Raw genomic sequence first — 22,445 nt, forward strand, 5'->3', positions numbered from 1 at the left:
GCGCAGACGCGCTTAGCCTTCCGGTACCGCGGGGTCGAGCTTCGGCTCGGGCGCCCCCTTGTTATTGATGATGACCGGCATCTCGTTGCGCAGCTTGAGCAGCCCGGTGGTCGCGATTTCCTCACCGCCCTGCAGCCCATCAAGCACTTCAACGAAGTCACCGCGCGCCTCACCGAGTTCCACGAAGCGCTGCTTCACCATCAGCTGGGTATGCGGCGGCATGTTGGGGTTCGGGTTCTCCGGCGGCGGGCCCTTGTCCGGGTCCTCCTGCACGATGAACACCGAACTGCCGTAGGAGTTGTACTTGACGGCCGTGCGCGGCACGACCACCAGCTCGCGCTCGCCGGGCAGATCGACTTCCACGCGTGCGAACTGCCCCGGGCGCAGGCGACCATCGGCGTTGGGCAGCCGCGCGCGCACATCAAAGTTGCGCGTATTGCTGTCCACGCGTGATTCCAGCGCCAGGATCTCGCCCTCGAACACCTCTCCCGGATAGCCGTCGACACGGACCTTGACGCGCTGGCCGGGCGAGACCTTGGGCAACTGCCCTTCCGGCAAGGAGAAGTCCACTTCCATCGGGTCCACCGATTCCAGGGCGACCATCGGTGTGCCGGCGTCCACGAACTGTCCGATGCTGACGCGGCGAATGCCGAGCTTGCCGGCGAAGGGTGCGCGGATGCGCTTCTGCTCGAGCAGCGCACGTTGGGCCTTGACCGCCGCCTTTGCAACATTGGCCTGCGACACCGCCTCGTCCAGCTCCGCCTTGGACAGGCTATTCAGTTCAAACAGCCGTTCGCGCCGCTTGCGGGTCAGCTCGGCCAGCTCGGCCTCGGCCTCGAGGCGGGTCAGCTGGGCCGCTTCGGTGTCCGAATCCAGCTCCAGCAGCAGCTCGCCCGCCTCTACCGTGTCGCCTGACTGGAAATGGATCTTGGTGATGATGCCAGGGGCTTCGTTGGTCACATTTGTGCCGTTTTCGGCCACCAGACTGCCCACCGAGCGAAGCCGGCTGTTCCAGCGCATGGTGCCGACCTCGGAGGAGGACACGGTGGCCGGTGGCGTCGGCATCTGTTCCAGGAAGGACACCATCGCCCGCCGCCCGAACTCCTTCATGCCGAAGACACCGCCAAAGACGAGCCCGACGAGCACGAGCATGATGATCATTCGCTTGGTTGTCATTGCGCTTCCCCAATGGTTTCTTGAGACACCGCCGCCTCGGTATCGGCGGTGTCGTCGTAACGGAGCAGGGCGTCCAGTGCGGCGAAGTCGCCGGCATCCATTTCGCCCACGGTTTCCTTCAGACGCAGGATGTTGAGCAGCAGCCGGTAGCGCGTCGCATTGAGGTCGCGCTGGGCCTGCGCCACCCGGGAGGTCGCATCCAGAACATCGGTGATGGTGCGCGTGCCCGCTTCATAGCCATTCTCGGTGGCTTCGCGTGCGGCCTTTGCTGACGCCAGCGCCTGTGCGAAGGCGCGCGCTTCGCGCCGCGCCGAATCGACGGCGCGAAAGCGCTCGCGCACCAGACGCCGGGTCTCGGCCTGAATGCGCTCGAACTCGGCTCGGGCCACGCGTACCTGGGCTGCCGTCTGGCGTTCCTGAGCGGCAAGAGCGCCCCCGTTGTACAGCGGCAGGGTGAGCTCCACGCCGATGACGCGGTCCTCCAGCCGTTGGCCGAACTGGTACTCGCTGCTGTCGTCGACGCCGACGCGTCCCACCAGATCCACTTCGGGCACGCGCGCGGCCTCCGCACTACGTGCATCGGCCTCTGCCACCTTCCAATCCGCCTTGGCCTGCATCAGGGCCGGATTACGCGCCTCGGCTGCCTCGATCCAGGGTGCCAGCGTGGCAGGCGTGACGGCCGGCAAGGTCACCTCCGGGGGCAGCACCGGCAGCTGCTCGGGGTAGACACCGGTGATCTCCGCCAAGGCATCCTCGGCGTTTTCCAGCGCGCGCTGCGCGGTCAGCAGCTGTGCCTGGGCAAGATCGTGGCGCGACTGTGCCTCGACCAGATCGGTTCTGGGGATCAGTTCGACCTCGAAGCGGTTCTTGGCGTCCTGGAAGGACTCGGCCACGGCCTCGGCCTCCTGCTGGCGCTGGGCAACCGCATCGCGCGCATCCAGCACATCGAAATAGCGTTGCGCCACGCGCAGCAGCAAGGCGTTGCGGCGCTCGCGCAGCGCCTCGTCGGCGCGTTGCTCGACTGCCTCGGCCCGGTCGCCTCGCGCCCACCAGTCCAGGCGAAAGAGTGGCTGGCGTGCCTCCAGCTGCGCGCCCCATGCCGGATAGCTTTCCGCCAGCGAGCCGAAGACACCCTGCGACTTGGTGCGGCCAAACTGGCCGTAACCCGAGACATTCACCGACGGCAATCGGCTGGCGCGATCCTCCGCGCCGGCTTCCTGATCCGCATCGTGCTGCGCAATGGACGCCCGGACCGCGGGGTCATGCTGAATGGTACGGTCCAGAGCCTCGCTCAGGCCCATGGCCCCTGCCGACGCAGACACAGCCGAAAGCGCCACAGCACAGAGCGCACCGGCCAGGCGCTTAGGAACGTTGGTCACAGAGATCATGAAACACCTCAGATTGAATACGGTGAATCAGCGCCTGTAGGCACGACTGATCCAGGGGGTCGACCAGCGGCTGCCACTGATAGCCATTGAGCACCGCCTGCAGGTGCTGGCACATCAGCAGATAGGGTTCCTGCACATTGAAGTCTTCCAGCACACCTTCGGCGTGCACCAGGTTGTGTGTCCCCACGGCAGTGGCCCACATTCCGGTGACGAGATGCATCGGGTCCATGCCGCGCAGATTGAGATCGCCCTGCGCCACGGCCTCGTTGATGATGGATACGACGATCTCGGTGATGGGTTCGTTTTCGCGCAGGAATTCCTGGCGCCGCTCGGCGGAAGCCGCATTCCAGACCGCTTCACAGAATACGTACTGTGCAATACGGAAGTATTGCGGATGCCGTCGAACGAAGATCATGTCAGCCACGCCGATGGCCATCATGCGATCGCGCGAACTCGCCTGCCATCGCTGCACGCGACGGAACATGTCGACATGCTCGCGCAGCCCCTCCAGCGTCAGCGCCAACAGCAGGTCCTCTTTCGAGGCGAAATGCTGGTACAGCGTGCCAACCGCATACTCGGCTCGGTCCGCGATACGCGACATCTGCAAGGGAAGCAACCCACCTTCCTCGATCAAGGCATGCGCTTCCTGCAAGAAGCATTGTTCCCGCTCAGCGAACTCGCGCTGGCGGCGTTCCTTGGTTCCCAACCCTTGTGCCCCGATAGGTGAGTTCGAATTATGAACGGGCTTCACTCCGCGACGCAAATACATCGCGTTTTGTCCGCCTCTTGCCGAGCCCCAATCGGGTGTCCACGTCGAGACGCGTGCGGCATCTCGACGCCCCAAGCATCCGGTATCCTTCTCAACGTCGTTGGTCAACAAGGGGCTTTCCGGCATGCCAAGCCATCGCGCCCGGCGCACGCCATCTGCGCGCTCCGGTGGCATCACGAGGGATCGCAGGACATTATCTCGCGCCTGTCGCGGCGCCGGCACGGGGCGCACCCGCCCTGCCACCGGACACCAACAAGTCTTGCTTGACGCATGAGTTCAGATGCCCAGAAGCGCGTCTCAGCGCCCCCGTGGTGGTTGACGCTACTTTCTGCTGTCTTCGTGCTTCCGCAGGCACATCGACGGGCGTGGCCCTTTGGACTCGACGCACGCGTGATGCGCGCATGCCGACGCTTTGGCGCAGCCATCGACGTCAACCCGGATGACCGCCCGGGCCATATGCTGTGGCGTCTCTTCGTTCGCGCGCCACGCGAAACGCAGTCCACGCGCCAGGTACGCGCGCTGCGCGCCATCGCCGCACCCTGCCTCCGGGCACTGCGCCGCCTCTCCCGCGGCAGCGGCACGCCGAACCGCTCTGATGCGGCGGCCACACCCGTTGCCGACGGGCTGTTCAGCGCCCTCTACACCGAGCGCCGGCTGGTGCATGCGTTGCTGCTCGTCGTCGGCCTGATTGCCATCGGCTTCATCGCCACCACACCGATGGAGTGGACGCAGCAACTCTGGTTCAGTGGAGGACTATTTGCACTGGCCGTGCTGCTGCGCAAGCGATCCGGCCGTGCCGTCACGCTGGTTCTGATCAGCCTGTCGCTGATCGCCACCGCACGCTACTTCTGGTGGCGCGTGAATTATTCGCTGGATCTTGGTTCGCCCATGGAACTGGTATTGGGCTGGGGCCTGTTCCTGGCCGAATGCTATGCCCTGGCGATTCTGTTGCTGAGCTTCATCCAGTCCGCCTGGCCGCTAAAGCGACGCCCCGTGGCATTGCCAGCGGACTCAGCCGACTGGCCTTCGGTGGATATCTTCATCCCGACCTACAACGAACCCATCGATGTCGTACGCCCCACGGTGCTTGCAGCTCTCAACCTGGACTGGCCCGCTGACAAGCTGACCATCTACCTGCTGGATGACGGTCGACGCGACGCCTTCCGCGAACTGGCCGAGGCAGCCGGCGTGGTCTACATGACACGACCCGACAACAAGCACGCCAAGGCCGGCAATCTCAATCACGCGCTGGCGCAGAGCCAGGGCGAGTTCATCGCCATCTTCGACTGTGACCATGTGCCGGTCCGCAGCTTTCTGACCACGACCATGGGCTGGATGCTGGCCGACCCCAAGTGTGCCCTGGTGCAGACGCCGCATCATTTCTTCTCGCCGGATCCGATGGAACGCAACCTTGGCACCTTCCGCAGGGTTCCGAACGAAGGCCGGCTGTTCTACGGGCTGATCCAGGACGGCAACGACCTCTGGAACGCCACCTTCTTCTGTGGCTCCTGTGCGGTCCTTCGCCGGGGGCCACTGGAGGAGGTCGGCGGTATCGCCGTCGAAACGGTGACCGAGGATGCGCACACCTCGCTCAAGATGCATCGACGGGGCTACAACAGCGTCTATATCAATCAGGTGTTGGCGGCCGGACTGGCCACCGAAAGTCTGGCCGCGCACATCGGCCAGCGCATCCGGTGGGCACGCGGCATGACGCAGATCTTCTCCGCCGACAACCCGCTGCTGCGCCGGGGCCTGAGCTGGTATCAGCGGCTCTGCTACAGCACGTCGATGCTGCATTTCCTGCATGGCGTGCCCCGGTTGATTTTCCTGACGGCACCGCTTGCCTATCTCTATTTCGGCTGGCACGTGTTCGACGCCGAAGCCATTGCCATTGCCGCCTTCGCCGTCCCGCACCTGGTGCAAGCCGTCATTGCCAACTCGCACATGCAGGGGCGCTTCCGGCATTCCTACTGGGCCGAGGTCTACGAATCTCTGTTGGCGTGGTATATCGCCCTGCCCACCACCTTGGCGTTGATCAACCCGCGCTTCGGGCGCTTCAATGTGACGGCCAAGGGCGGCCAGGTATCCCGCAGCTATTTCGACTGGCGCATTTCCCTGCCCTTCCTCGTGCTTATGGCACTTGGGCTTGTCGGCTTCCTGATCGGCATCGCCAGACTCGTCTTCGGCCCGGGCGGCGAGGCCGCCACCATCCTGCTGAACCTCGCCTGGACCGGATACAACCTGATCATCCTCGGTGCGGCTGTCGGCGTAGCCCGCGAAAATCGGCAGTTGCGGCGCACCCACCGTGTCGACTGGCACGATCCGGTCCATCTGATTCTTCCGGACGGACGCACCGTCTCCGCGGAGTCGCGGGATTTCTCGCTCGGCGGCATGCATCTGGCGCTGGATGAACCGCTTGCGCTCTCCAGGGGCGACGCGGTCGAAATCATTCTGCCGCTCGGCCCACCCAACGTCCGATTCCCGGCGCGGGTGATCTCGGAAGGGACCCATCTTCGGCTGGCCTTTGACCAGCTCGACCTGATCCAGCAACGTGCCCTGGTTGCCGCCACTTTCAGCCGCCCGGACGCCTGGGAGCACTGGGATGACCCCGCCGAGGTGGACCGTCCCCTGGCAAGCCTGCGCGAGATTCTGGTCTTTGGCATCAAAGGCTACGGCCTTCTCTTCCGGCCCCTGCTGTCCTTGACCCGGCGCATGCGGCCGGTACGCCCCACTGCAACGGATACACACTGATATGGGTTGGTGGAGTTTCTATTTCCTGCTCAAGCTGGCCGCCTACGCTGCGGGCAGCATGGCCTTCGACTGGCGCCTGAATCTGGCACTGGCACTGTTCGTGCTGCTCCCCTTCCAGGGCGCGCGCCGCTGGGTGCAGCAGTTCATCGCCATCCCAGCCGGCGTCGCCTTGCTCTATCACGACGCCTACCTGCCGCCCTTCACCCGCTTCATTGCAGAGCTGGACACGCTCGCCCACTTCGATCTGATCTATCTGCAGGAACTGGCTGCCCGTGTGATCGGTTGGGAAGATGTTGCCCTGCTGATCGGCATCGCGCTGATCTACTGGCTGTTGTCCGCCAAGCTGCGCATGGCGAGTTTCGCGCTGGTCGGCATAGTGCTGGTCCCGGTGGTCCCATTGATCGGTGCCTGGTCATGGTCTGCGGCCTCCACCACGGAGCCAACCGCAACCCCAGCCAACCGTGATGGCACGACGGATACGGCGGCGCGTTCGCCCGAAGCGGAGCTGGAGGCCTTCTATCGCGCATCCGCCCAACGGCGTGCACCCTTCAATGCGATGGATCTCGACGGAGCGCCCTTCGATGTCGTTTTCCTGCATATCTGTTCGCTGGCCTGGGACGATCTCGATCTCTATGGCATGGCAAACCACCCCTTGCTGCAGCGGCGCGACATTGGCTTCGAGGCCTTCAATACCGTGGCCACCTACAGCGGGCCCGCCGCTCTGCGGCTGGCGCGCGCGACCTGCGGCCAGCAAAGTCACGACGGCCTGTACAGCGCACCGGAGGAAGAATGCCTGCTGTTCCGGCAGCTCCAGCGCCACGGCTACCAGCCGCAGTTGATCACCAATTGGTCGGACAGCGCCGGAGTTCATGATTTCATTCCCAAGCTGCGCACCCTTGGTGGCCTCGATGCACCGCAGCGTGCCTTTGGCGATGCTCCCATCACCATGCGTACCTACGACGGCGAATCCTTGTATTCCGACGACGCCCTGCTCGACCAATGGCGCGCGGATCGACGTGCGGCACCGGATCAGCGCGTTGCGCTCTACTACAACACCAACAGCCTGCACGACGGCAACCGTCTGCTCGATCGCCCACGGGCCAGTTCCACCGAAACCTATCCGGATCGGCTGCGCCAGCTCCTTGATGATCTGAACGGCTTTATCGACGCGCTCGAAGCCTCGGGGCGTGCCACCGTGGTGGTGCTGATTCCCGAGCACGGTGCGGCTCTGCGTGGTGATGCGTTGCAGATCTCGGGCATGAGAGAGATTCCCACCCCGGCCATCACGCTGGCGCCGGTCGGCATTTTCCTCGCCGGTAGCAGTCAGACACGTACGCCCGTACGCGTCGATACGCCCACCAGCTACTTTGCTCTGGGCACGCTGCTGAAACGCTTTGTCGCCGACAATCCCTTTGCCTCTGACGCCCCGGAACTCGCGCGCTATGTCGACGATTTGCCAGCGACCCGGCCCGTGTCGGTCAATGAAGGCGCCATCGTCATGCGCAAGGACGATCAATTCCTGCGCCGCGACATCAGTGGGAGCTGGACGCCCTTGCGTACCGGTCTCGGCCGTGGGGCTGCCCTGCTCGATCAGCCGCCCGTACCGCTCTCCCCGACCGCTCGCATCAGCTATCGCGGTAGGGAGTGATGCGTCGCGGTGGGAATCGAATGTGGGGGGTGCCCGTACCCAGGCTGTGGCGGAAATAGAGCGTCAGGAAGTTCGGCTCGTAGAAATCAGCCCGGTTGATCGCGAAACGCGCCCCGATACCCAAGCGGTCCGTCAGGGCATATTCGGTCGAAAACTCCGCCTGAAGGCTGGCGCCGCCGCCTGAACCCCCTGCATACACGGGATCTTCGCCAGCGGCTCGCGCGGCTGCCTGCAGGTCGGGCCGCCCCGGGAAATAATCGGCTTCATCCTCACGCGAGCGCGTGTAGGCGTAGCCCAGTTGGGCGGCGTAGCTCCAGCGCGTACCCCCGCCCTGCACATAGAGAGGAAGAGAGAGGGTCGTGAAGCCCTGCGGGCTGTAATAGCCACCGTGCCCAAAGGTATAGAAACGCTGGTTGCGCTCGTAGGCCCAATGGCTGATGCCAACGCCCACATAGACCCGCTGCCCGAACCATTCGGCGATCTGCCGGTTGGTACTGGCGCGGGCAATGACGCCGTTGTTGTCCGGTATGTTCTTGCCGGCAATGCGATGCAGATAGACCGAGGCGGAATAGTCATAGCGCGCCGCGTAGCGCGCGATGCCGAAGCTCACGCCATCACTTCTGGGGATCCCCCAGAAGCGACCGCTGACGGGATCCGTGTCTCCGGCGAAGGACAGGAAGGTGGCAGTCACTGCCCGGCGACTGAGATCCACGCGCCATTGGTGCCCCTTCCAACGGTCGTTATAGGCCACCCCACCGACCAGATAGGGCCTGGGGAAGCCGAGCGGGGTGGTGCCAAGGTCCAGGCGCCAGTGCTCACCCTGATAGGCCAAGCCGAGACCGACACCGCGTTCGATGCCCCGTTCCTGCGGAAAGAATGCTGACCGCGCATTGGGAGCAATGGTCGCAAACTGCCCGAAATCCACGGCGTCGTCCGCCGACAGGCGCCCGACATCCATCTCCGTGGCGTCGAGCTTGAGGATCCACTGGTCATCCCAGTTCACGGGCGTCCGCAACTCGACCATCAATGTCTCGAGGCGACGACCGGAGAAGCCGGCGACCCCCGGCACGGCCGCCAGATCGTATCCACCCGCCAGCATGCCCTGTCGGCGCGCGCGCAACGCGGCCATGCGCCGCTGCAGGGTCTCGGCCTCGGTACCGGGCATCTCAGACGCCTGCAGATAGAACTGCATGGCGTCGGCCGGAGCATCAGCTTCCAAGGCGGCGTCCGCGGCGAGCATCAGCACTTGGGGGTGCGCGCCCTCTTCGGCTCGAAGAATTTCAAGATAGGGATTCTCACGCGCGTCCTGCGCCTTTGACGGCTGCCAGGCGCGCGCGACCGCAAGACGATCTTCCAGCGTCTCTGACTGCACCCAGGCCGCTTCCAACGACTGCCGTGCTGCCTGATCGGCATCGTGCGCATAGAGCGCTTCGGCATAGGCCAGCCGGTCCTCAAGAGGCGGTACCCCTGTTGCCAGGACGCGTTCAAAGCGCCGTACCGCCTGCGCGGGCTGATCGAGGGCAAGATGCACGCGCCCGAGCAGGCGCAGTGCCGGACGCTTATCGGGCATGCGGTCGGCCAAAGCCGCCACCGCCTCCAGCAGGGGTTGCAACTGCTTCGGCGATGCCTGGTTGGCAAGGCGCCATTCCGCTTCGGCCTCGAACAGGGCGAGACGCGCATCCGGGGGCACATCGTCGCGGCGGCGCCAGGCCTGCAGCACCGAGGCGACCTCCTGATCTCGACCGGCCGCCCCATAGACCCGCGCCGCGGCAATCGCTGCATCCAGCGTCTCTTCACGGCCCTCGTACCAGGCTTCGAAAGCCGCGAGCGCCTCGCTCGTCCTCCCGAAACGGAGTCGTGCCAAAGTCAGACGTCGCCAGCGGCTGGCGTCCTCGGCAGCGTGCTCTTCGCACGTCGCCCAGTCATCACTCGCCTCTGCCGCATCCAGACACTGTTCAAAGCGCATGCGCTGGGCGAGCGCCTGCATGCCCGCACTGCGCCGGACCTCCGGAATGGCTTCGACCTGTGCCAGCGCCTCCTCAGGCGAGGCGATGGTCTCCAGGATCAAGCCGGCGGCGAAACGCATCTCGGCCTCGTCGGGATAGGCCTCGACCCCGGCTTCCATGAGTTCACGTGCGCGCGCCGGCTGCCCCATTGCAATCTGGATACGTGCCAGATCGTGGCGCAGCCAGGGGTCCTCCGGCCGCCCCTCCAACGCCGACGCAAGCATCGGCTCGGCCACAGGCGCCGGTGCGATATCGGCCGCCAAGGCCGCTATCGTGGCGCGGGTGGCCGGCGACTCAGCCGCATCGAAGGCCGTCTCGAGCTGATCCTGCGTGGCTGCTTCATCCCCGGACTGCGCCAGCAAGCGCGCATAGGCGAGGCGCTCCTCGACCGTGACAGCTGTCTCGCAACAAGCCAGCAGACGGGCGTAGTTGGCACGCGCTGCGTCATTGTTGCCCAGCGCCGACTCAAGCTGCGCCGCCCAGCGGTAGCGGTCACGGGGCGGAAAGTCACTGCCTCGAAGGCTGCCGAGCAACTCCCTGATCGCGCCGGCTGCGCCATCTGCCGCGTGGGCGCGCAGCGTCACCGCAACCAAAGCGTCCATGAGCTCCGCATCCGTCGCCCGCGCCAGCATCGAGTCGCGCAGTTCCACCAGGACAGCCCGCGCGTCGTCGTGACGACCCGTCCGCGACAGCAGATCGGCCCAGACACGTGTCATCGCCGGTGTGCTGGTGTTCTCATCACGCCAGCGCGCGAGGCGCTCAACCCCCTCGTCGAGGATATCTGCCTGCGCCCAGGCGTCGATCAGCGACCGCCACCGCTCCGGTGCACTGCCCGCACGCAGGCTGCAATCGAGCAAGCCTTCTGCGCTATGGCGCTGCAGGCACTGACGGAAGCGCAATGTATCGAGCAACTCCGCCATGGCCGCTGTGCGGCGATGCGCCGGAACGGCCTCGAGGGCGGCTACCGCCTGCGCGGCTTCGTCCAGGCTGCGCAGGATCAATGCCTCCACATAGCGCATGGTGGGGTCAGACCGTTGGCGTGACACGCCAGCCCGGACCACTTCACGCGCCGCATCCGGCTGCTGCAGGGCGATATGGGCACGGGCCAGATCGTGCCTCAGCCAGGGATCGTCAGGAAATCGTTCCACGGCCGCGCGCAGGAGGCGCCGAGCTTCGGCATGGTTCCCGCGCTCCGAAAGCGTGCCCGCCCGGCTGCGCAGATCGGAACGCGCGGCGCGCGCAGCCATACGTTGGAACTCGGGGTTGTTCGGGTCGACGTCCAGATAGACACGGACCTGCGATTCGATATCGGCTGCACCGGACAGATTGCGCAGCGCCGTCCGCCAGTACCGCAGGGCCCGCGCTTCGTTGTCGGTCACCTTGCGCAGGGATCGAACGCGGGCAATGGCCTCGCGCGCCGTGTCGGGGTTTTCCGCCAGATGACCGGCATAGGCCATCTGCACCTCGGGGTGCTCGGGAAATTCGCGCGCCATGCGTACATAGCTGGGATGCAGCGTCTGCCACGACGCTCCCGCCTGGGAGCGCAGCCAGAGATATTCCACACCGAGTTCGCCGCCAGGGATACCCTCATCGAAAAGCGCCTCGAAGGCACGGGCCGCCTCCGCGTACTGCCGCGCTTCGGCCAGACGCCGCACCGCAGCCATTTCCAGGCGATCGCGGGTAGCGACACGGCAGCGGGCCGCCAATGCCTCTCGGTAGGGTGAAGGCGGGAGCGCTTCACGCATGCGGCGCACCACCTCGGTGCAGCGTTGCGGCTCGCCCATTTCAATGCCCAGCATGCCCAACCGGTACCAGGCGCGCGCATCGTCGGGTTGCGTCTGAAGATATTTCTCCAGGGCCTGCCGGGCGAGATCGGCGCGCGCATTCTCTTGCCAGTAGGCGGCACTTTCCAGAAGCCCTTCGGGTACCTCCACCTTTGCCTTCGGCGTCTGCGCCTGGGCGGTCGCCAGCCCGACTGCCAGCAAGCACAGCAGCCTGCAGGGCCATTGCCGCTTCATCGGCACCCCTCGCGATCCCAAAGCGGCTGCAGCCGACCATCCGACGCAAAACGCAGCCACTGCTGCTGCCAGCCAAGACCGAACAATCGCAAGGCCTGCTGATAGTAGGCCTCGGCAGGCACGGGGCGCGCGACCAGTCGCTGCGCTTGCTGATCTGCCAAATCCGTCGCACCACGCGCCGCCAGATAGGGAATCAGCGCAGCCGAAAAGCCCGGCGGACCGGCAGGCTCCACGATCTCCCCCGCCTCCACCCGCGCTGGCGGCAGACCGTGACCGCGTATTGCGTCTTCCATGCCACCGATCGCAGCCAACACATCATTGCGCACCGGATCGTCCGGGTGGGTCATCCCTGCCCACAGATAGACGCGTATGGCGTCGTAGTCGCCCTGTGTTCCGTCGACGGGATCGGGTGCAAAGCCGGTATCGGCGGAGTACAGCGTCCAGTCCGGCGCGAATCCCTTTACCGCCGAGTCGATGAGGACCGCCCGCGCACTGGTCACCACGGGGTGCCAACGTGGATCGCTCTGCGCCAGTCGCCGCAGCAGCGGCATGGGCAGATAGCTCGGATTCAGGCGCCACGCCTGCTCCGATACCTGAAATCCGCGGGGCGCAGGCAGCAGAACCGGGCCGAGTCTTCCGAGTTCACGAACTTCCTCCCGCAGAATCCGCTCGGCGACGAGCTGCCCGAGTGCACGGTAGCGGTCGTCGCCCCATAGGCGGCCCGCCTCAAGCAAGGCATAGGCGATCCAGGTATCGGCATCGCTGGCGGCATTGTCGTCGAGCACCCCCCAGCCTCCGTCATCGGCGCGCCCCCAGAGCCAGGCCGGCAGACGCGCCGTCAGGTCGCCCGCCGCGAGATTGTTTTCGGTCCACTGCAGCACGCGGTCGAAGTGCGGGCGATCGTTGGCCGCCAAAGCAAAAAGCAGGGCGTACGCCTGGCCCTCGGAGACCGTACGACTGTCCTCGCTGCCACGGTCGACGATGCGCCCATCGTCAGACATGAAGGTGGTCCGGAATTGGGTCCAGGCATCCCAGGTCGGGCAGGGCGCCGCGTTCTGGCAGGACGCCAGCAGCAGCAGGCTCGGCCACCAGGCCCAGCGCAGCGCATACCGTCTGAAGGCGCGCATCATGCGCCTGCCCGGACCACCATCATTCAGGCGCGCGTGCGCGCCGCGGCGACGCCTCGCAGCATCCAGAAGGCCAGCGCGGCCAGCATCAGGCCGGCGATCACCGCGAGCACCGACATCAGCAAGGGATGCCCCGCAAAGTACAGCCAGATACGCTGCCACCAGGTCAGAGTCCCCAGCGCGTAACTGTGTCCGACGTCGATCGGTCGCACCTGCTCGCCGGCGACCAGGCTCACCCCATAGCGCACACTGTTGATCAGGCGAGGCTGCGTGAGCGCATCAAAGGCGGCGCGCAGCCCCTGTTCGGAATTGCCCGCCACCGCCACCACGGATTGCTGGTCGGCGAAGGGCGACGCAAAACCGAGCAGCACACCGAGGTCACCCTCTGCACGAACGGTAGTGCGCACACCGGGCGCACGATCCGCGGCCGCTTGCAGCTGTCGCTGCGCGCCACTCAGCAGCAGCGGCGACTGTGCCCCCATCGCCGAGTCGGTCTCGAGCGACAGCCATTGCGGGGCGGTACCGATCATCAGAAGATCGCTGTCTGGTTGGTCCAACGCGGATTGCGTGGTAACCGAGACGCGCGCGCCCGCCAATCCACTCAGCGCGCTCAGCCGACCGACCAGACCGAGCATGACTTCCATTTCAACGGCGCCGTACCGGTCGGGGAGCACCACCGTCGTCTGGGAGAGATCCGCATAGCGTGTGAAGGGATAGCCCGCATTCGCGAACAGGGCGAGATCCGGCATCGGGGCGTGACGCGGGAAACCGGTCAGATCGATGGTGGAGTCAGGGTCGATGGCGGAATAGACATTTTCCGCTGGCTCCGAGGCGCACTCCTCCCCTTGCCGGTAATCGTGCGAAAAGGCGAACTGCAGGCGGTTATCGATGCCCAGCTGGAACGCCGGCAGACGCAGCGCATCGCGTGCCTGCGAACGGTCGCGGTCGAGCAATGGCAAGCGAATGCGCGAGCTGTCTTCTGCCTTGGGATCGGGTGCGAGCGCGAGCGACTGCACGAAGCGGTCATTCACAAACACCGACAACCGCGAATCATTGACCGACGAAGGCCGTGTGTAGCGATAGCGCAGATCCATGTCCACGCCTTCGTAGAATCCGGTGTACAAGTCCGGTGGTATGCGCGCATTCAGGGTGATCGGGTCCGGCCGATAGCCGCGGACCTGGAGCAGCTCCGGCCGGTCCACCAGATCGCCCAGCCGAATCGGCCGGTCGGTGGCAACCCAGGCGGGGACATCGTTCATCGGACGCGGCTGCGGCGGCTGGATGGCATCAATGACTGCGCGCTGCCCCGTGAGCAAGTCCTTGCCATATAGCAAGCCATGCGCCGCCATGCGCAGTTGCTTCTCGTCGGCGCCCTGCAGCACCAGGCGCTTGAAACGTGCGTCCTCTGGATCCGCGATCACGGATACCGTGGGCGCTTCCACCGGCTCCAGTGTCCAGTCCTCGGGGATGGTGTCGTTCGTCACAAGCAGCACGGCGTGCTGGTCGGGCAGCTCGCCCAATGCCACCGGAAAACGCGCGCCACGGTAGCCGGCCTGCTGCCCGAACCACCCAGAGACCATCGCCGCCGTTGTGAGCACCGACGGTGTCGGCGTGGTTCCGAAAACGAAGGGCAGCACCAGTGGCCGGTTATCACGCTGATCGAAGAAGGGCACCGGCAAGGCCGACAGGCCCTGGCGGATATTGAGGCGCTCGGTGGCGAGCTCTAAGCGGCTGTCCGGGCTGATCTGCACCCACAAACTGGAATGCGCCGGACTCTGGCATCGCTCGGTGTAATGGCCCACAAACTCCAGGGCCAACTGGTTGTAATCCCCAAACAGACGTGGGTCGATCGGCAGGCTGCGGGTGATCTGCGGTTCGCGACGCGGATCCTCCGCAGTCACCGTGCCGACAAAACGCCCGTTCAGGCGCACATTGACGTGCGAGAGCTGCGGCAAGAGCGCAGGCGACATCGCCAATTGGAGATCGAGGGTCGCGGCAACGATGGCTTCATCGCGTGGGATGCCGAAATTCAGCACCGCTTCCCGGTCCAAGCCGCCCAGCCGGACCGGCTCTCCACCACCCATCTGCTCGAAGTCAATGGTTCTCGCCACCGCAGGATGCACGCTCAGCGAACCAACGACCGCGAGCAGCGCGAGCGCCCAGCGCCGCCACACTCTCCCTATTTTCACGCTGAGAACTCCCTGTGCCCGATCAATCAAAACAGGAACCTAGCACAATCCCTTCGTGCTGCATCAAGCTGTGAAGGAGAATTCGGCGGCGGGTCGTACACGCTCTGAAACCGAATGAAAATGGTCGGGGCGGCAGGATTTGAACCTGCGACCACCTGCACCCCATGCAGGTGCGCTACCAGGCTGCGCTACGCCCCGAATCGACCTACATTATTCCACAATGATCGCTGTTGCGCGCGCATCGAAGAGCATTCCGTCTGACGTTGCGCGCCGGCCCAAAGCTACAGACGGTCGAGCACGCTCAGCGCCGCTTCCAGCTCCTTGCGGATATCGGCCAGCGCGCTGGCCAGATCGCCCGTGCTCTTGGGTGCACCGCCGCCCTTGTCGATGGCAGCGATCTCTTCAAGGCGCTGACGCGCACCGCTGATCGTGAAGCCTTCTTCGTACAACAGATGGCGGATTTTGCGGATCGTGAAGACATCGTCACGCTGGTAGTAGCGGCGGTTGCCGCGGCGCTTCGACGGACTCAGCTGCGGGAATTCCTGCTCCCAGTAGCGCAGCACATGTGGTTTGACACCACACAGCCGAGCGACTTCACCGATGGCGAAATAGCGCTTCTCCGGCACCGCGGGGAGAGGCGTCTCGACGCCGCTGCGCGCGGCCTGAGCCTGTCCGGTCATGGCGCGTTAGCCATCCACGCGCAGCCGAAGCTTCTGCCCCGGTCGGAAGGTCACCACACGACGCGCAGTGATGGGAATCTCCTCACCCGTCTTGGGATTGCGCCCCGGACGTTGCGGCTTGTCGCGCAACTCGAAGTTGCCAAAGCCGGAGAGACGTACCGATTCGCCGCTCGCGAGCGAATCGCTGAGCGTGTCAAAGAAGAGATCGACGAGCTCTTTCGCCTCGCGCTTGTTGAGGCCGACCTGCTCGTGCAGCGCCTCGGCCAGTTCCGCCTTCGTCAACGCCACCGCTACCCCCGAATACGCGCACCCCACTCGTCGTGCAGTGCCCCAACCACGCCTTGCGCGGCCTCGTCTATCAACTCGTCAGTTAGCGTGCGCGAAAAATCCTGAAATATCAAGCCCAAGGCAATGGCCTTGCAGCCATTTTTCAGTCCAGCGCCCTGGTAGACATCGAATACGAAGCAGTCGCGCAGCATTTCCGGCCCTCTGCGCAATGCCGTTTCCACCAAGGCTTGCGCCGCTACGTCCTCCGGGACTTCCAGCGACAAGTCACGACGCGACGCCGGGTAATCGGGGACGTGGGGCGCGTGAGGCAAACGGCGCTGCTGCAAGGGCTCCGCCTGAAGTTCGAATAAAAGCAAGCTTTCTGGAATATCCCATTGTTTTGCAAGGGATGGATGTATCTGCCCGATCCAACCGATGGCACCGTGGGCGCCCAGCGTCACCCGTCCGCTGCGTCCCGGGTGCAGCGCCGGATGGGTACCGGCTGAGACGTCCATCCCCGGAACCAGTGCCTGCAGCTCACCCTTGAGATCGAAGAAGTCCACCATCCGATCCGGTTGCGCCCAATGCTCCGGGTAGGCACTGCCCCACATCGCCCCCGCGAGCATGACTTCCTCGCGTACGGTGGGATGCACGCCCGGCTCCGCGCTGTAGCGGCGGGCCAGTTCGAACACGCGATAGCGCCGGCACTGCCGGTCCACGTTGTAGCGCACGATCGGCAGCAATGACGACCACAGCGTGCTGCGCATGCAGTTGAAAGGCGCGGCAATGGGGTTATCGACCGGAATGCGGGCGGCGTCGGGATTCAGCGCCGCATCCAGCGCCTGCTCCACGAAGCTGTACGAGACGACTTCCTGAAAGCCGCGCGCAACCAGCTGTGCACGCAAGGCCGGATCGGACAGTCGTGCCTCCACCACCGGCTGCATGGCGACGTGGGCCGCATAGCCTTCCGCGCCAATGGCATCGTAGCCGACCACCCGTGCCACCTCTTCGATCAGATCAACCTCGCGGCTGATGTCAAAGCGCCAGCTCGGCGGCTGCACGGACCAGCCCGCGTCCACCGCTTCAACCGCGAAACCGAGGTCGCTGAGAATGCGAGCGACTCGCGTATCGTCGACGGCAATGCCGAGCAGCCAGGCCAGTCGACTGCGGCGCAACACAATGGCTGCCTCCGCCGCAGGGACGTCGCCAGCATTGCTGGTGCCGATGACCTCGCCGCCGGCCATGGCCAGGATGAGATGGGTCGCTCGCTCCAGAGCACGCGGGACGGCCGCGGGGTCGACGCCGCGCTCAAAGCGATGCACCGCATCTGAATGCAGCTTGTGCCGCCGGCCGGTGCCGGCGACGGCCGGAGGAAGGAAGCAGGCGGATTCGAGGAAAATCGCCGACGAATCCAGTCGCATCTCGGCGTGCTGCCCCCCCATAACGCCCGCCAGTGCCACGGGGCCCGTGTCATCGGCGATGACGAGTTCACCGTGCGCAAGGGTATAGCTCTGATCGTTGAGCAGGTGGATCGTCTCGTCGGGCAGCGCTTGCCGCACCCGCACCGTGCCCTGCAGCCTGCTGTCATCGAAGGCATGCAGCGGTTGGCCGGTCTCGAGCATGACCAGGTTAGTAATGTCGACCACCATGGACACACTGCGCAGGCCACTGCGTCGCAGCCGCTCGCGCAGCCAATCCGGACTGGGGACCTGGGCATTCACACCCTGGATGCAGCGACCCATATAGCGTGGGCACAGCGCCGGCGCGTCAATGGTCACCGGGCGCGCCCGGCCCTGTTCATCGCCTCCGGCCGCTGCGCTTGCCGTCACCCCCTCCGAATGCTCCCGCCACTGCCCAAGCCCCAGGGCCACCGCCTCGCGCGCGAGTCCGATCACGCTGAGCGCGTCACCACGGTCTGGCGTCAGCTCGAAGACCAGAATGTCGTCGTCCAGTGCCAGCCATTCCGCCAGAGCAGTCCCGATCGGTGCCTCTGCGTCCAGTTCGAGGATGCCGCTGCTGCTTTCGGCCAGGCCCAGCTCCTGCGCGGAACTCAGCATGCCGGCCGATTCCACGCCGCGGACAGCCTGGCTCTGTACGGAGAGGCCATTGGGCAGGGTAGCACCGGGCAATGCCACGGCGGTGCGTAAGCCCGGACGCGCGTTGGCGGCGCCGCAGACGATGGTGCGTGGGCGCGCCTCGCCGGTATCGACCTCGCAGACCTGCAAGCGATCTGCATCCGGATGCGGGGCCGCGGCCACAATACGTCCCACCACCACCTGCGCCAGGCGGCGGTCGGGCGCCGCGGCTTCGACTTCACACTCAAGGCCGGCGAGCGTAAAGGCCTCAGCCAGCGCCTCCGCCGACTGCGCGCTGTCGATGAACTCGAGCAACCAGCGCTTGGAGACCTTCATGCCTGTGCTCCGAACTGGTTCAGGAAACGGGCGTCATTGGCAAAGAACTGACGCAGGTCATCAACGCCGTAGCGCAGCATGGCGAAGCGCTCCACTCCCAGACCAAAGGCGTAGCCGCTGTAGCGCTCGGGGTCGATGTTGACGGCTTCCAAGACATTGGGATGCACCATGCCGCAGCCGAGCACCTCCATCCAGCCCCGCTCTCCGCGGATATCCACTTCCGCCGACGGTTCGGTGAACGGGAAGTAGGACGGCCGGAAACGCACTTCGACGGACTGCTCGAAGAAGCCCTCCAGAAATTGCTTCAGGTCATGCTGCAGATTGCGGAAGGACACGCCTTCGGCCACATACAGCCCTTCCACCTGATGGAACATGGGGCTGTGCGTGCGATCCAGGTCCACGCGGTAGACGCGCCCCGGGCAGATGATGCGTAGCGGCGGCTCCCGCCCCTGCATGGTGCGAATCTGTACCGGCGAGGTATGCGTGCGCAGCAGGTAGGAACCGTTTTGCACATAAAAGGTGTCCTGCATGGCGCGCGCGGGGTGCGCCGGGGGAATATTGAGCGCCTCGAAGTTGTGATAGTCGTCCTCGATTTCGGGGCCGCGCTCGGTGCTGAAGCCGAGTTGCCCGAACAGGGCTTCGATGCGCGCGATGGTGCGGGTGATGGGATGCAGGCTGGCAGCGCGCTCGCCGCGCCCCGGCAGCGTGACGTCGATGCGCTCGGCCTGCAGCTTCGCCTCGGCTTCCTGGGCGGCCAGGGTCTCGCGACGGGCAGTCAACCAGTCCTGCACCTGCTGCTTGGCCTCGTTGATCGCCGCGCCGACGGTTCGACGCTCGTCCGCCGGAAGGCCGCCCAATTGCTTCAGAAGCTGGGTGAGCTCCCCCTTTTTGCCAAGCAACTGCACGCGCAGCTGTTCCACGGATTGCGTATCGGGCGCTTCATCGATGGCGCGCCGAGCGCGCGCCAGAATGGCGTCCACTTCATTCTGCATGCCCAAATCCTTTTCCCCAACAAAAAAGGGAGCGGCACTGCCACTCCCTTTTCAAAGCAACGCGACCCTCGCGATCGGGATCGGCCCTGCTTTAGCCGAGAGCGGCCTTCGCTTGGTTGGCCAGCGCGGCAAAAGCCGGCTTGTCCGAAATGGCGAGGTCGGCCAGCACCTTGCGGTCGAGCTCGACACCTGCCCGCTGCAGACCGTTGATCATGCGGCTGTAGCTGAGGCCGTTCTCGCGCGCACCAGCGTTAATGCGCTGAATCCACAGCGCGCGGAATTCACGCTTCTTGACGCGGCGGTCGCGGTAGGCGTACTGCCCCGCCTTGATAACCGCCTGCTTGGCGGAGCGATAAGTACGCGAGCGCGCGCCCTGATAGCCCTTCGCCTGCTTCAGTACCTTCTTGTGACGGGCGTGCGCTGTGACGCCCCGCTTTACACGTGCCATCGGTACGCCTCCTTAGCTGTAGGGCAGCAGTTGCTTGGCTTCACGTACATCCGACGGATGCATCGTGCGCACCGTGCGCAGCTGACGCTTCCGCTTGGACGACTTCTTGGTGAGGATGTGGCGGCGATGCGAGGCAGCGCGCTTGAAACCACCCCCACCCGTGCGGCTGAAGCGCTTGGCGGCACCGCGATTGGACTTCATCTTTGGCATGTCGATTTCCTGCTTCGTTGATTGGACCTTCGGCGGCAGTGGTGCGAAGCCACATTTTGAGAGCCGACGCCGGCTTGTGGGTCGACCTTAAACGGTCTGACGCTTCTTGGGAGCGATGACCATGATCATCTGACGCCCCTCAAGCTTTGGGAACTGTTCTACCTGCCCCAGATCCCCAATTTGTTCCTGTACCCGCTCGTGCAGTTCACGACCGATCTCTGGATGCGCCATTTCTCGCCCTCGGAACCGGACCGTGATCTTGACCTTGTCTCCCTCTTCCAGAAACCGCGTGACGGCACGCATCTTCGTGTTGTAGTCGCCGTCGTCCGTATTCGGCCGGAACTTGACTTCCTTGACCTGAATCAGCTTCTGCTTCTTGCGTGCCGCCTGCTGTGCCTTGTCCTTCTGGTAGATGTACTTGCCATAGTCCATGATCTTGCAGACAGGCGGGTCGGCGTTGGGCGACACCTCCACGAGGTCAAGTTCGGCTTCGCTCGCCTTGGCAAGCGCGTCGCGGGTCATCATGACGCCAATTTGCTCGCCGTCTGGCCCGATCACTCGGACGCGTGGAGAGGTAATGTCAGCGTTCCGACGATCATTACGATCTTGCGCGATGGTAGTCTTCCTCGTGCTTCTTCAGAAAAAAGTATGCCCGCAGCCGCGAAGCCGCAGCGGCGCGGGATTGTACTGAGTCGGCTACCGCTGCGCAATGGCCACGATTGGGCCTAGGCGAGACTGGCCTCCCCCTGAAGGGCCTGCATGCAGCAGCGCAGATGGCTCTCCACAAGCTCGTGCGAATACGTACGGCAACGCGCCTGATCGACGTCGCCATGCTTGGTCCACCAACTGAGCAGCCCCTGGCAGCTTCCGATCATCGCCACCGCATAGGGTAGAGCCTGCTGCACATCGGCGTCGGTCGCCGAAGTATCTCCATCGCCGCTGGCCTGCTTGCAGGCTTCGACCAGCGTTTGCGCGGCGATCTCGGCAACCCGCTCGCGAAACACGCTGATATCGAACAGCCCCTCGGGTGCCATCCGCTCGTTGTAAACCATGGTCCAAGCGGCACGCTGCGAGAAGAAAAAGCTGAGCAGTGCATCGGTACCCTCCTGCAACCGCTTCCTCGCATCCTCCATGCCCATGAGTTCGGTCAGCATCTGGACGACGTGATCGCCCGCGCGCTGTACCGCCGCACGGTACAGCCCCTCCTTGGAACCGAAGTAGGCGTACAGCATCGGCTTGGTGACATCGACCTTTGCGGCGATGTCATCCATCGAAGCCGCGTGAAATCCCCGTTCACTGAAGACTTCGGTGGCTGCGTCCAGCATCTGCGGTTCGCGCACGGCGCGCGGTACCCGCTTGCGCGTGCTGCCCTTGTTCCCTCCCGAATGTTCGGTATGTTGTGCTGACTGTTTGGTTGGCATGAATCGACCCTGGATGCTTGTGTGGTAGCCGGGGGTGTCGGTCTCGTGGCGTCGACACGCGGTCTGCGTTCCGCGCTACCCTAAATGTTATGGATTACCGAGCCCGTAAATATACTGCAAGCCTCGGCCAGATAGCGACTCTGGTCGTTGCATTGCTGGGGCCGCTCATCGGCTACGCCCAGAAACCTGAATCACAGCTCATCCTCGAATGCGTCATGGACAACGTTCCGCCCGCGCTGCGCGTGCTGGATGTGGTCATTACCACGCACGACATGCATTCGGACGCGCAGACCTCGGATCGGGTCGCCTTCGACGCCCACCTCCAGGACCGCAACGGCCTGCTTGCCGTCAGCGCCATTGTCAATGCACCCGACGATCTGGAGGGTGCCGCCTACCTCTTCCGTCAGACCGCCGAAGGGCCGGAGGTCTATTACTACTCGCCGGAGCTCGATCGCGTACGACGCATCGAGGGCGGTAGCGGCGCCGGCGGCATCTTTGGCTCCGCGCTGTCCTTCTCCGACTTCGAGGATGTCGAGCGCACACTGCGCAGTTCCAGCATCACACTGCGCGGCGTCAAGGCCGACGATCCCCCCTTTATCCGGCGCTTTGTGGTGTTGCCCTCGCCAGCCGCAGAGGCGCCTTTCGGAAGGATCAACATGAAGGTCGATACCGAGCGCTGCTTCATCGTCGAGGCCGAGATCATGAACGACCACGGTGAGCGCATCCGCCATATTCGCGCCCCGCGCGAAGCACTGCGCAACATGCAGGACGACTTCTGGTATCCGGGACGGATTCTGGTCGAGAACTTCGAGACACAGCGTGTCACCGAGGCCCACATCCGCGACCTGCGCCTCCCGGGAACCGTCCCTGAGCAGGTCTTCGACCCGGAGGCTTTCTACCGGGGCATGGGGGAATAGAATCTTCTTCGATGAGCGGCAGTCAGG

Annotated in this window: 17 protein-coding genes and 1 tRNA gene; 3 read left to right on the forward strand and 15 right to left on the reverse strand. The window is 64.7% G+C overall.

The window, feature by feature from the left end:
* Positions 1–12: 12 nt before the first annotated feature.
* Genes ACOOFO_RS11515 through ACOOFO_RS11525 form a run of 3 tightly spaced genes read right to left on the reverse strand, consistent with a single transcriptional unit; the run spans position 13 to position 3,216 of the window.
* On the reverse strand, positions 13–1,176 hold the full coding sequence (locus ACOOFO_RS11515) for an efflux RND transporter periplasmic adaptor subunit (RefSeq protein WP_420426912.1): 1,164 nt from the start codon (positions 1,174–1,176) through the stop codon (positions 13–15).
* The gene (locus tag ACOOFO_RS11520) at positions 1,173–2,564 is read right to left on the reverse strand and encodes a TolC family outer membrane protein (RefSeq protein WP_420426913.1); all 1,392 of its coding nucleotides are present in this window, start codon (positions 2,562–2,564) and stop codon (positions 1,173–1,175) included. The genes ACOOFO_RS11515 and ACOOFO_RS11520 overlap by 4 nt, the downstream gene beginning before the upstream one ends.
* A complete protein-coding gene (locus ACOOFO_RS11525; RefSeq protein WP_420426914.1) occupies positions 2,539–3,216 on the reverse strand; it encodes a TetR/AcrR family transcriptional regulator in 678 nt (225 codons plus the stop codon). Before ACOOFO_RS11525 ends, ACOOFO_RS11520 begins: the two co-directional genes overlap by 26 nt.
* Positions 3,217–3,726: 510 nt before the next feature.
* Here ACOOFO_RS11525 and bcsA point away from each other — a divergent pair.
* A complete protein-coding gene (gene bcsA, locus ACOOFO_RS11530) occupies positions 3,727–6,084 on the forward strand; it encodes a UDP-forming cellulose synthase catalytic subunit (protein ID WP_420429754.1) in 2,358 nt (785 codons plus the stop codon).
* A gap of 1 nt (position 6,085) precedes the next feature.
* On the forward strand, positions 6,086–7,732 hold the full coding sequence (bcsG, locus tag ACOOFO_RS11535; protein WP_420426915.1) for a cellulose biosynthesis protein BcsG: 1,647 nt from the start codon (positions 6,086–6,088) through the stop codon (positions 7,730–7,732).
* Here the strand turns inward: bcsG and ACOOFO_RS11540 are convergent.
* From ACOOFO_RS11540 to ACOOFO_RS11595, 12 genes are all read right to left on the reverse strand, one after another.
* A complete protein-coding gene (locus tag ACOOFO_RS11540) occupies positions 7,710–11,756 on the reverse strand; it encodes a cellulose synthase subunit BcsC-related outer membrane protein (protein WP_420426916.1) in 4,047 nt (1,348 codons plus the stop codon). The genes bcsG and ACOOFO_RS11540 overlap by 23 nt on opposite strands.
* A complete protein-coding gene (gene bcsZ / locus ACOOFO_RS11545) occupies positions 11,753–12,886 on the reverse strand; it encodes a cellulose synthase complex periplasmic endoglucanase BcsZ (RefSeq protein WP_420426917.1) in 1,134 nt (377 codons plus the stop codon). The genes ACOOFO_RS11540 and bcsZ overlap by 4 nt, the downstream gene beginning before the upstream one ends.
* A gap of 23 nt (positions 12,887–12,909) precedes the next feature.
* On the reverse strand, positions 12,910–15,072 hold the full coding sequence (bcsB, locus tag ACOOFO_RS11550) for a cellulose biosynthesis cyclic di-GMP-binding regulatory protein BcsB (RefSeq protein WP_420426918.1): 2,163 nt from the start codon (positions 15,070–15,072) through the stop codon (positions 12,910–12,912).
* 121 nt (positions 15,073–15,193) lie between these two features.
* A tRNA-Pro gene (locus tag ACOOFO_RS11555) sits at positions 15,194–15,270 on the reverse strand.
* 83 nt (positions 15,271–15,353) lie between these two features.
* Positions 15,354–15,752 carry a MerR family transcriptional regulator gene (locus ACOOFO_RS11560; protein WP_420426919.1) on the reverse strand — a complete coding sequence of 133 codons (399 nt, stop codon included), beginning with the start codon at positions 15,750–15,752 and terminating at the stop codon, positions 15,354–15,356.
* Between the two features lie 6 nt (positions 15,753–15,758).
* Positions 15,759–16,040, reverse strand: a complete 282-nt coding sequence (locus ACOOFO_RS11565; RefSeq protein ID WP_420426920.1) for an integration host factor subunit alpha — start codon at positions 16,038–16,040, stop codon at positions 15,759–15,761.
* Between the two features lie 2 nt (positions 16,041–16,042).
* A complete protein-coding gene (pheT, locus tag ACOOFO_RS11570) occupies positions 16,043–18,430 on the reverse strand; it encodes a phenylalanine--tRNA ligase subunit beta (protein ID WP_420426921.1) in 2,388 nt (795 codons plus the stop codon).
* Positions 18,427–19,422 carry a phenylalanine--tRNA ligase subunit alpha gene (pheS, locus tag ACOOFO_RS11575; RefSeq protein WP_420426922.1) on the reverse strand — a complete coding sequence of 332 codons (996 nt, stop codon included), beginning with the start codon at positions 19,420–19,422 and terminating at the stop codon, positions 18,427–18,429. Before pheS ends, pheT begins: the two co-directional genes overlap by 4 nt.
* Before the next feature lie 91 nt (positions 19,423–19,513).
* Positions 19,514–19,870 carry a 50S ribosomal protein L20 gene (gene rplT, locus ACOOFO_RS11580; protein WP_420426923.1) on the reverse strand — a complete coding sequence of 119 codons (357 nt, stop codon included), beginning with the start codon at positions 19,868–19,870 and terminating at the stop codon, positions 19,514–19,516.
* Positions 19,871–19,882: 12 nt separating this feature from the next.
* The gene (rpmI, locus tag ACOOFO_RS11585) at positions 19,883–20,080 is read right to left on the reverse strand and encodes a 50S ribosomal protein L35 (protein WP_223057294.1); all 198 of its coding nucleotides are present in this window, start codon (positions 20,078–20,080) and stop codon (positions 19,883–19,885) included.
* Positions 20,081–20,167: 87 nt separating this feature from the next.
* Complete coding sequence (gene infC / locus ACOOFO_RS11590; protein WP_420429756.1) at positions 20,168–20,695, reverse strand: translation initiation factor IF-3; 528 nt, start codon at positions 20,693–20,695, stop codon at positions 20,168–20,170.
* A 110-nt stretch (positions 20,696–20,805) separates the two neighbouring features.
* Complete coding sequence (locus ACOOFO_RS11595) at positions 20,806–21,501, reverse strand: TetR/AcrR family transcriptional regulator (RefSeq protein ID WP_420426924.1); 696 nt, start codon at positions 21,499–21,501, stop codon at positions 20,806–20,808.
* A gap of 215 nt (positions 21,502–21,716) precedes the next feature.
* Between ACOOFO_RS11595 and ACOOFO_RS11600 the strand changes: the two genes are divergently transcribed.
* The gene (locus ACOOFO_RS11600) at positions 21,717–22,418 is read left to right on the forward strand and encodes an outer membrane lipoprotein-sorting protein (protein ID WP_420426925.1); all 702 of its coding nucleotides are present in this window, start codon (positions 21,717–21,719) and stop codon (positions 22,416–22,418) included.
* The last annotated feature ends 27 nt before the right edge of the window (positions 22,419–22,445 follow it).

It is taken from the genome of Algiphilus sp. (assembly GCF_965216485.1).
Lineage (GTDB): Bacteria > Pseudomonadota > Gammaproteobacteria > Nevskiales > Nevskiaceae > Algiphilus.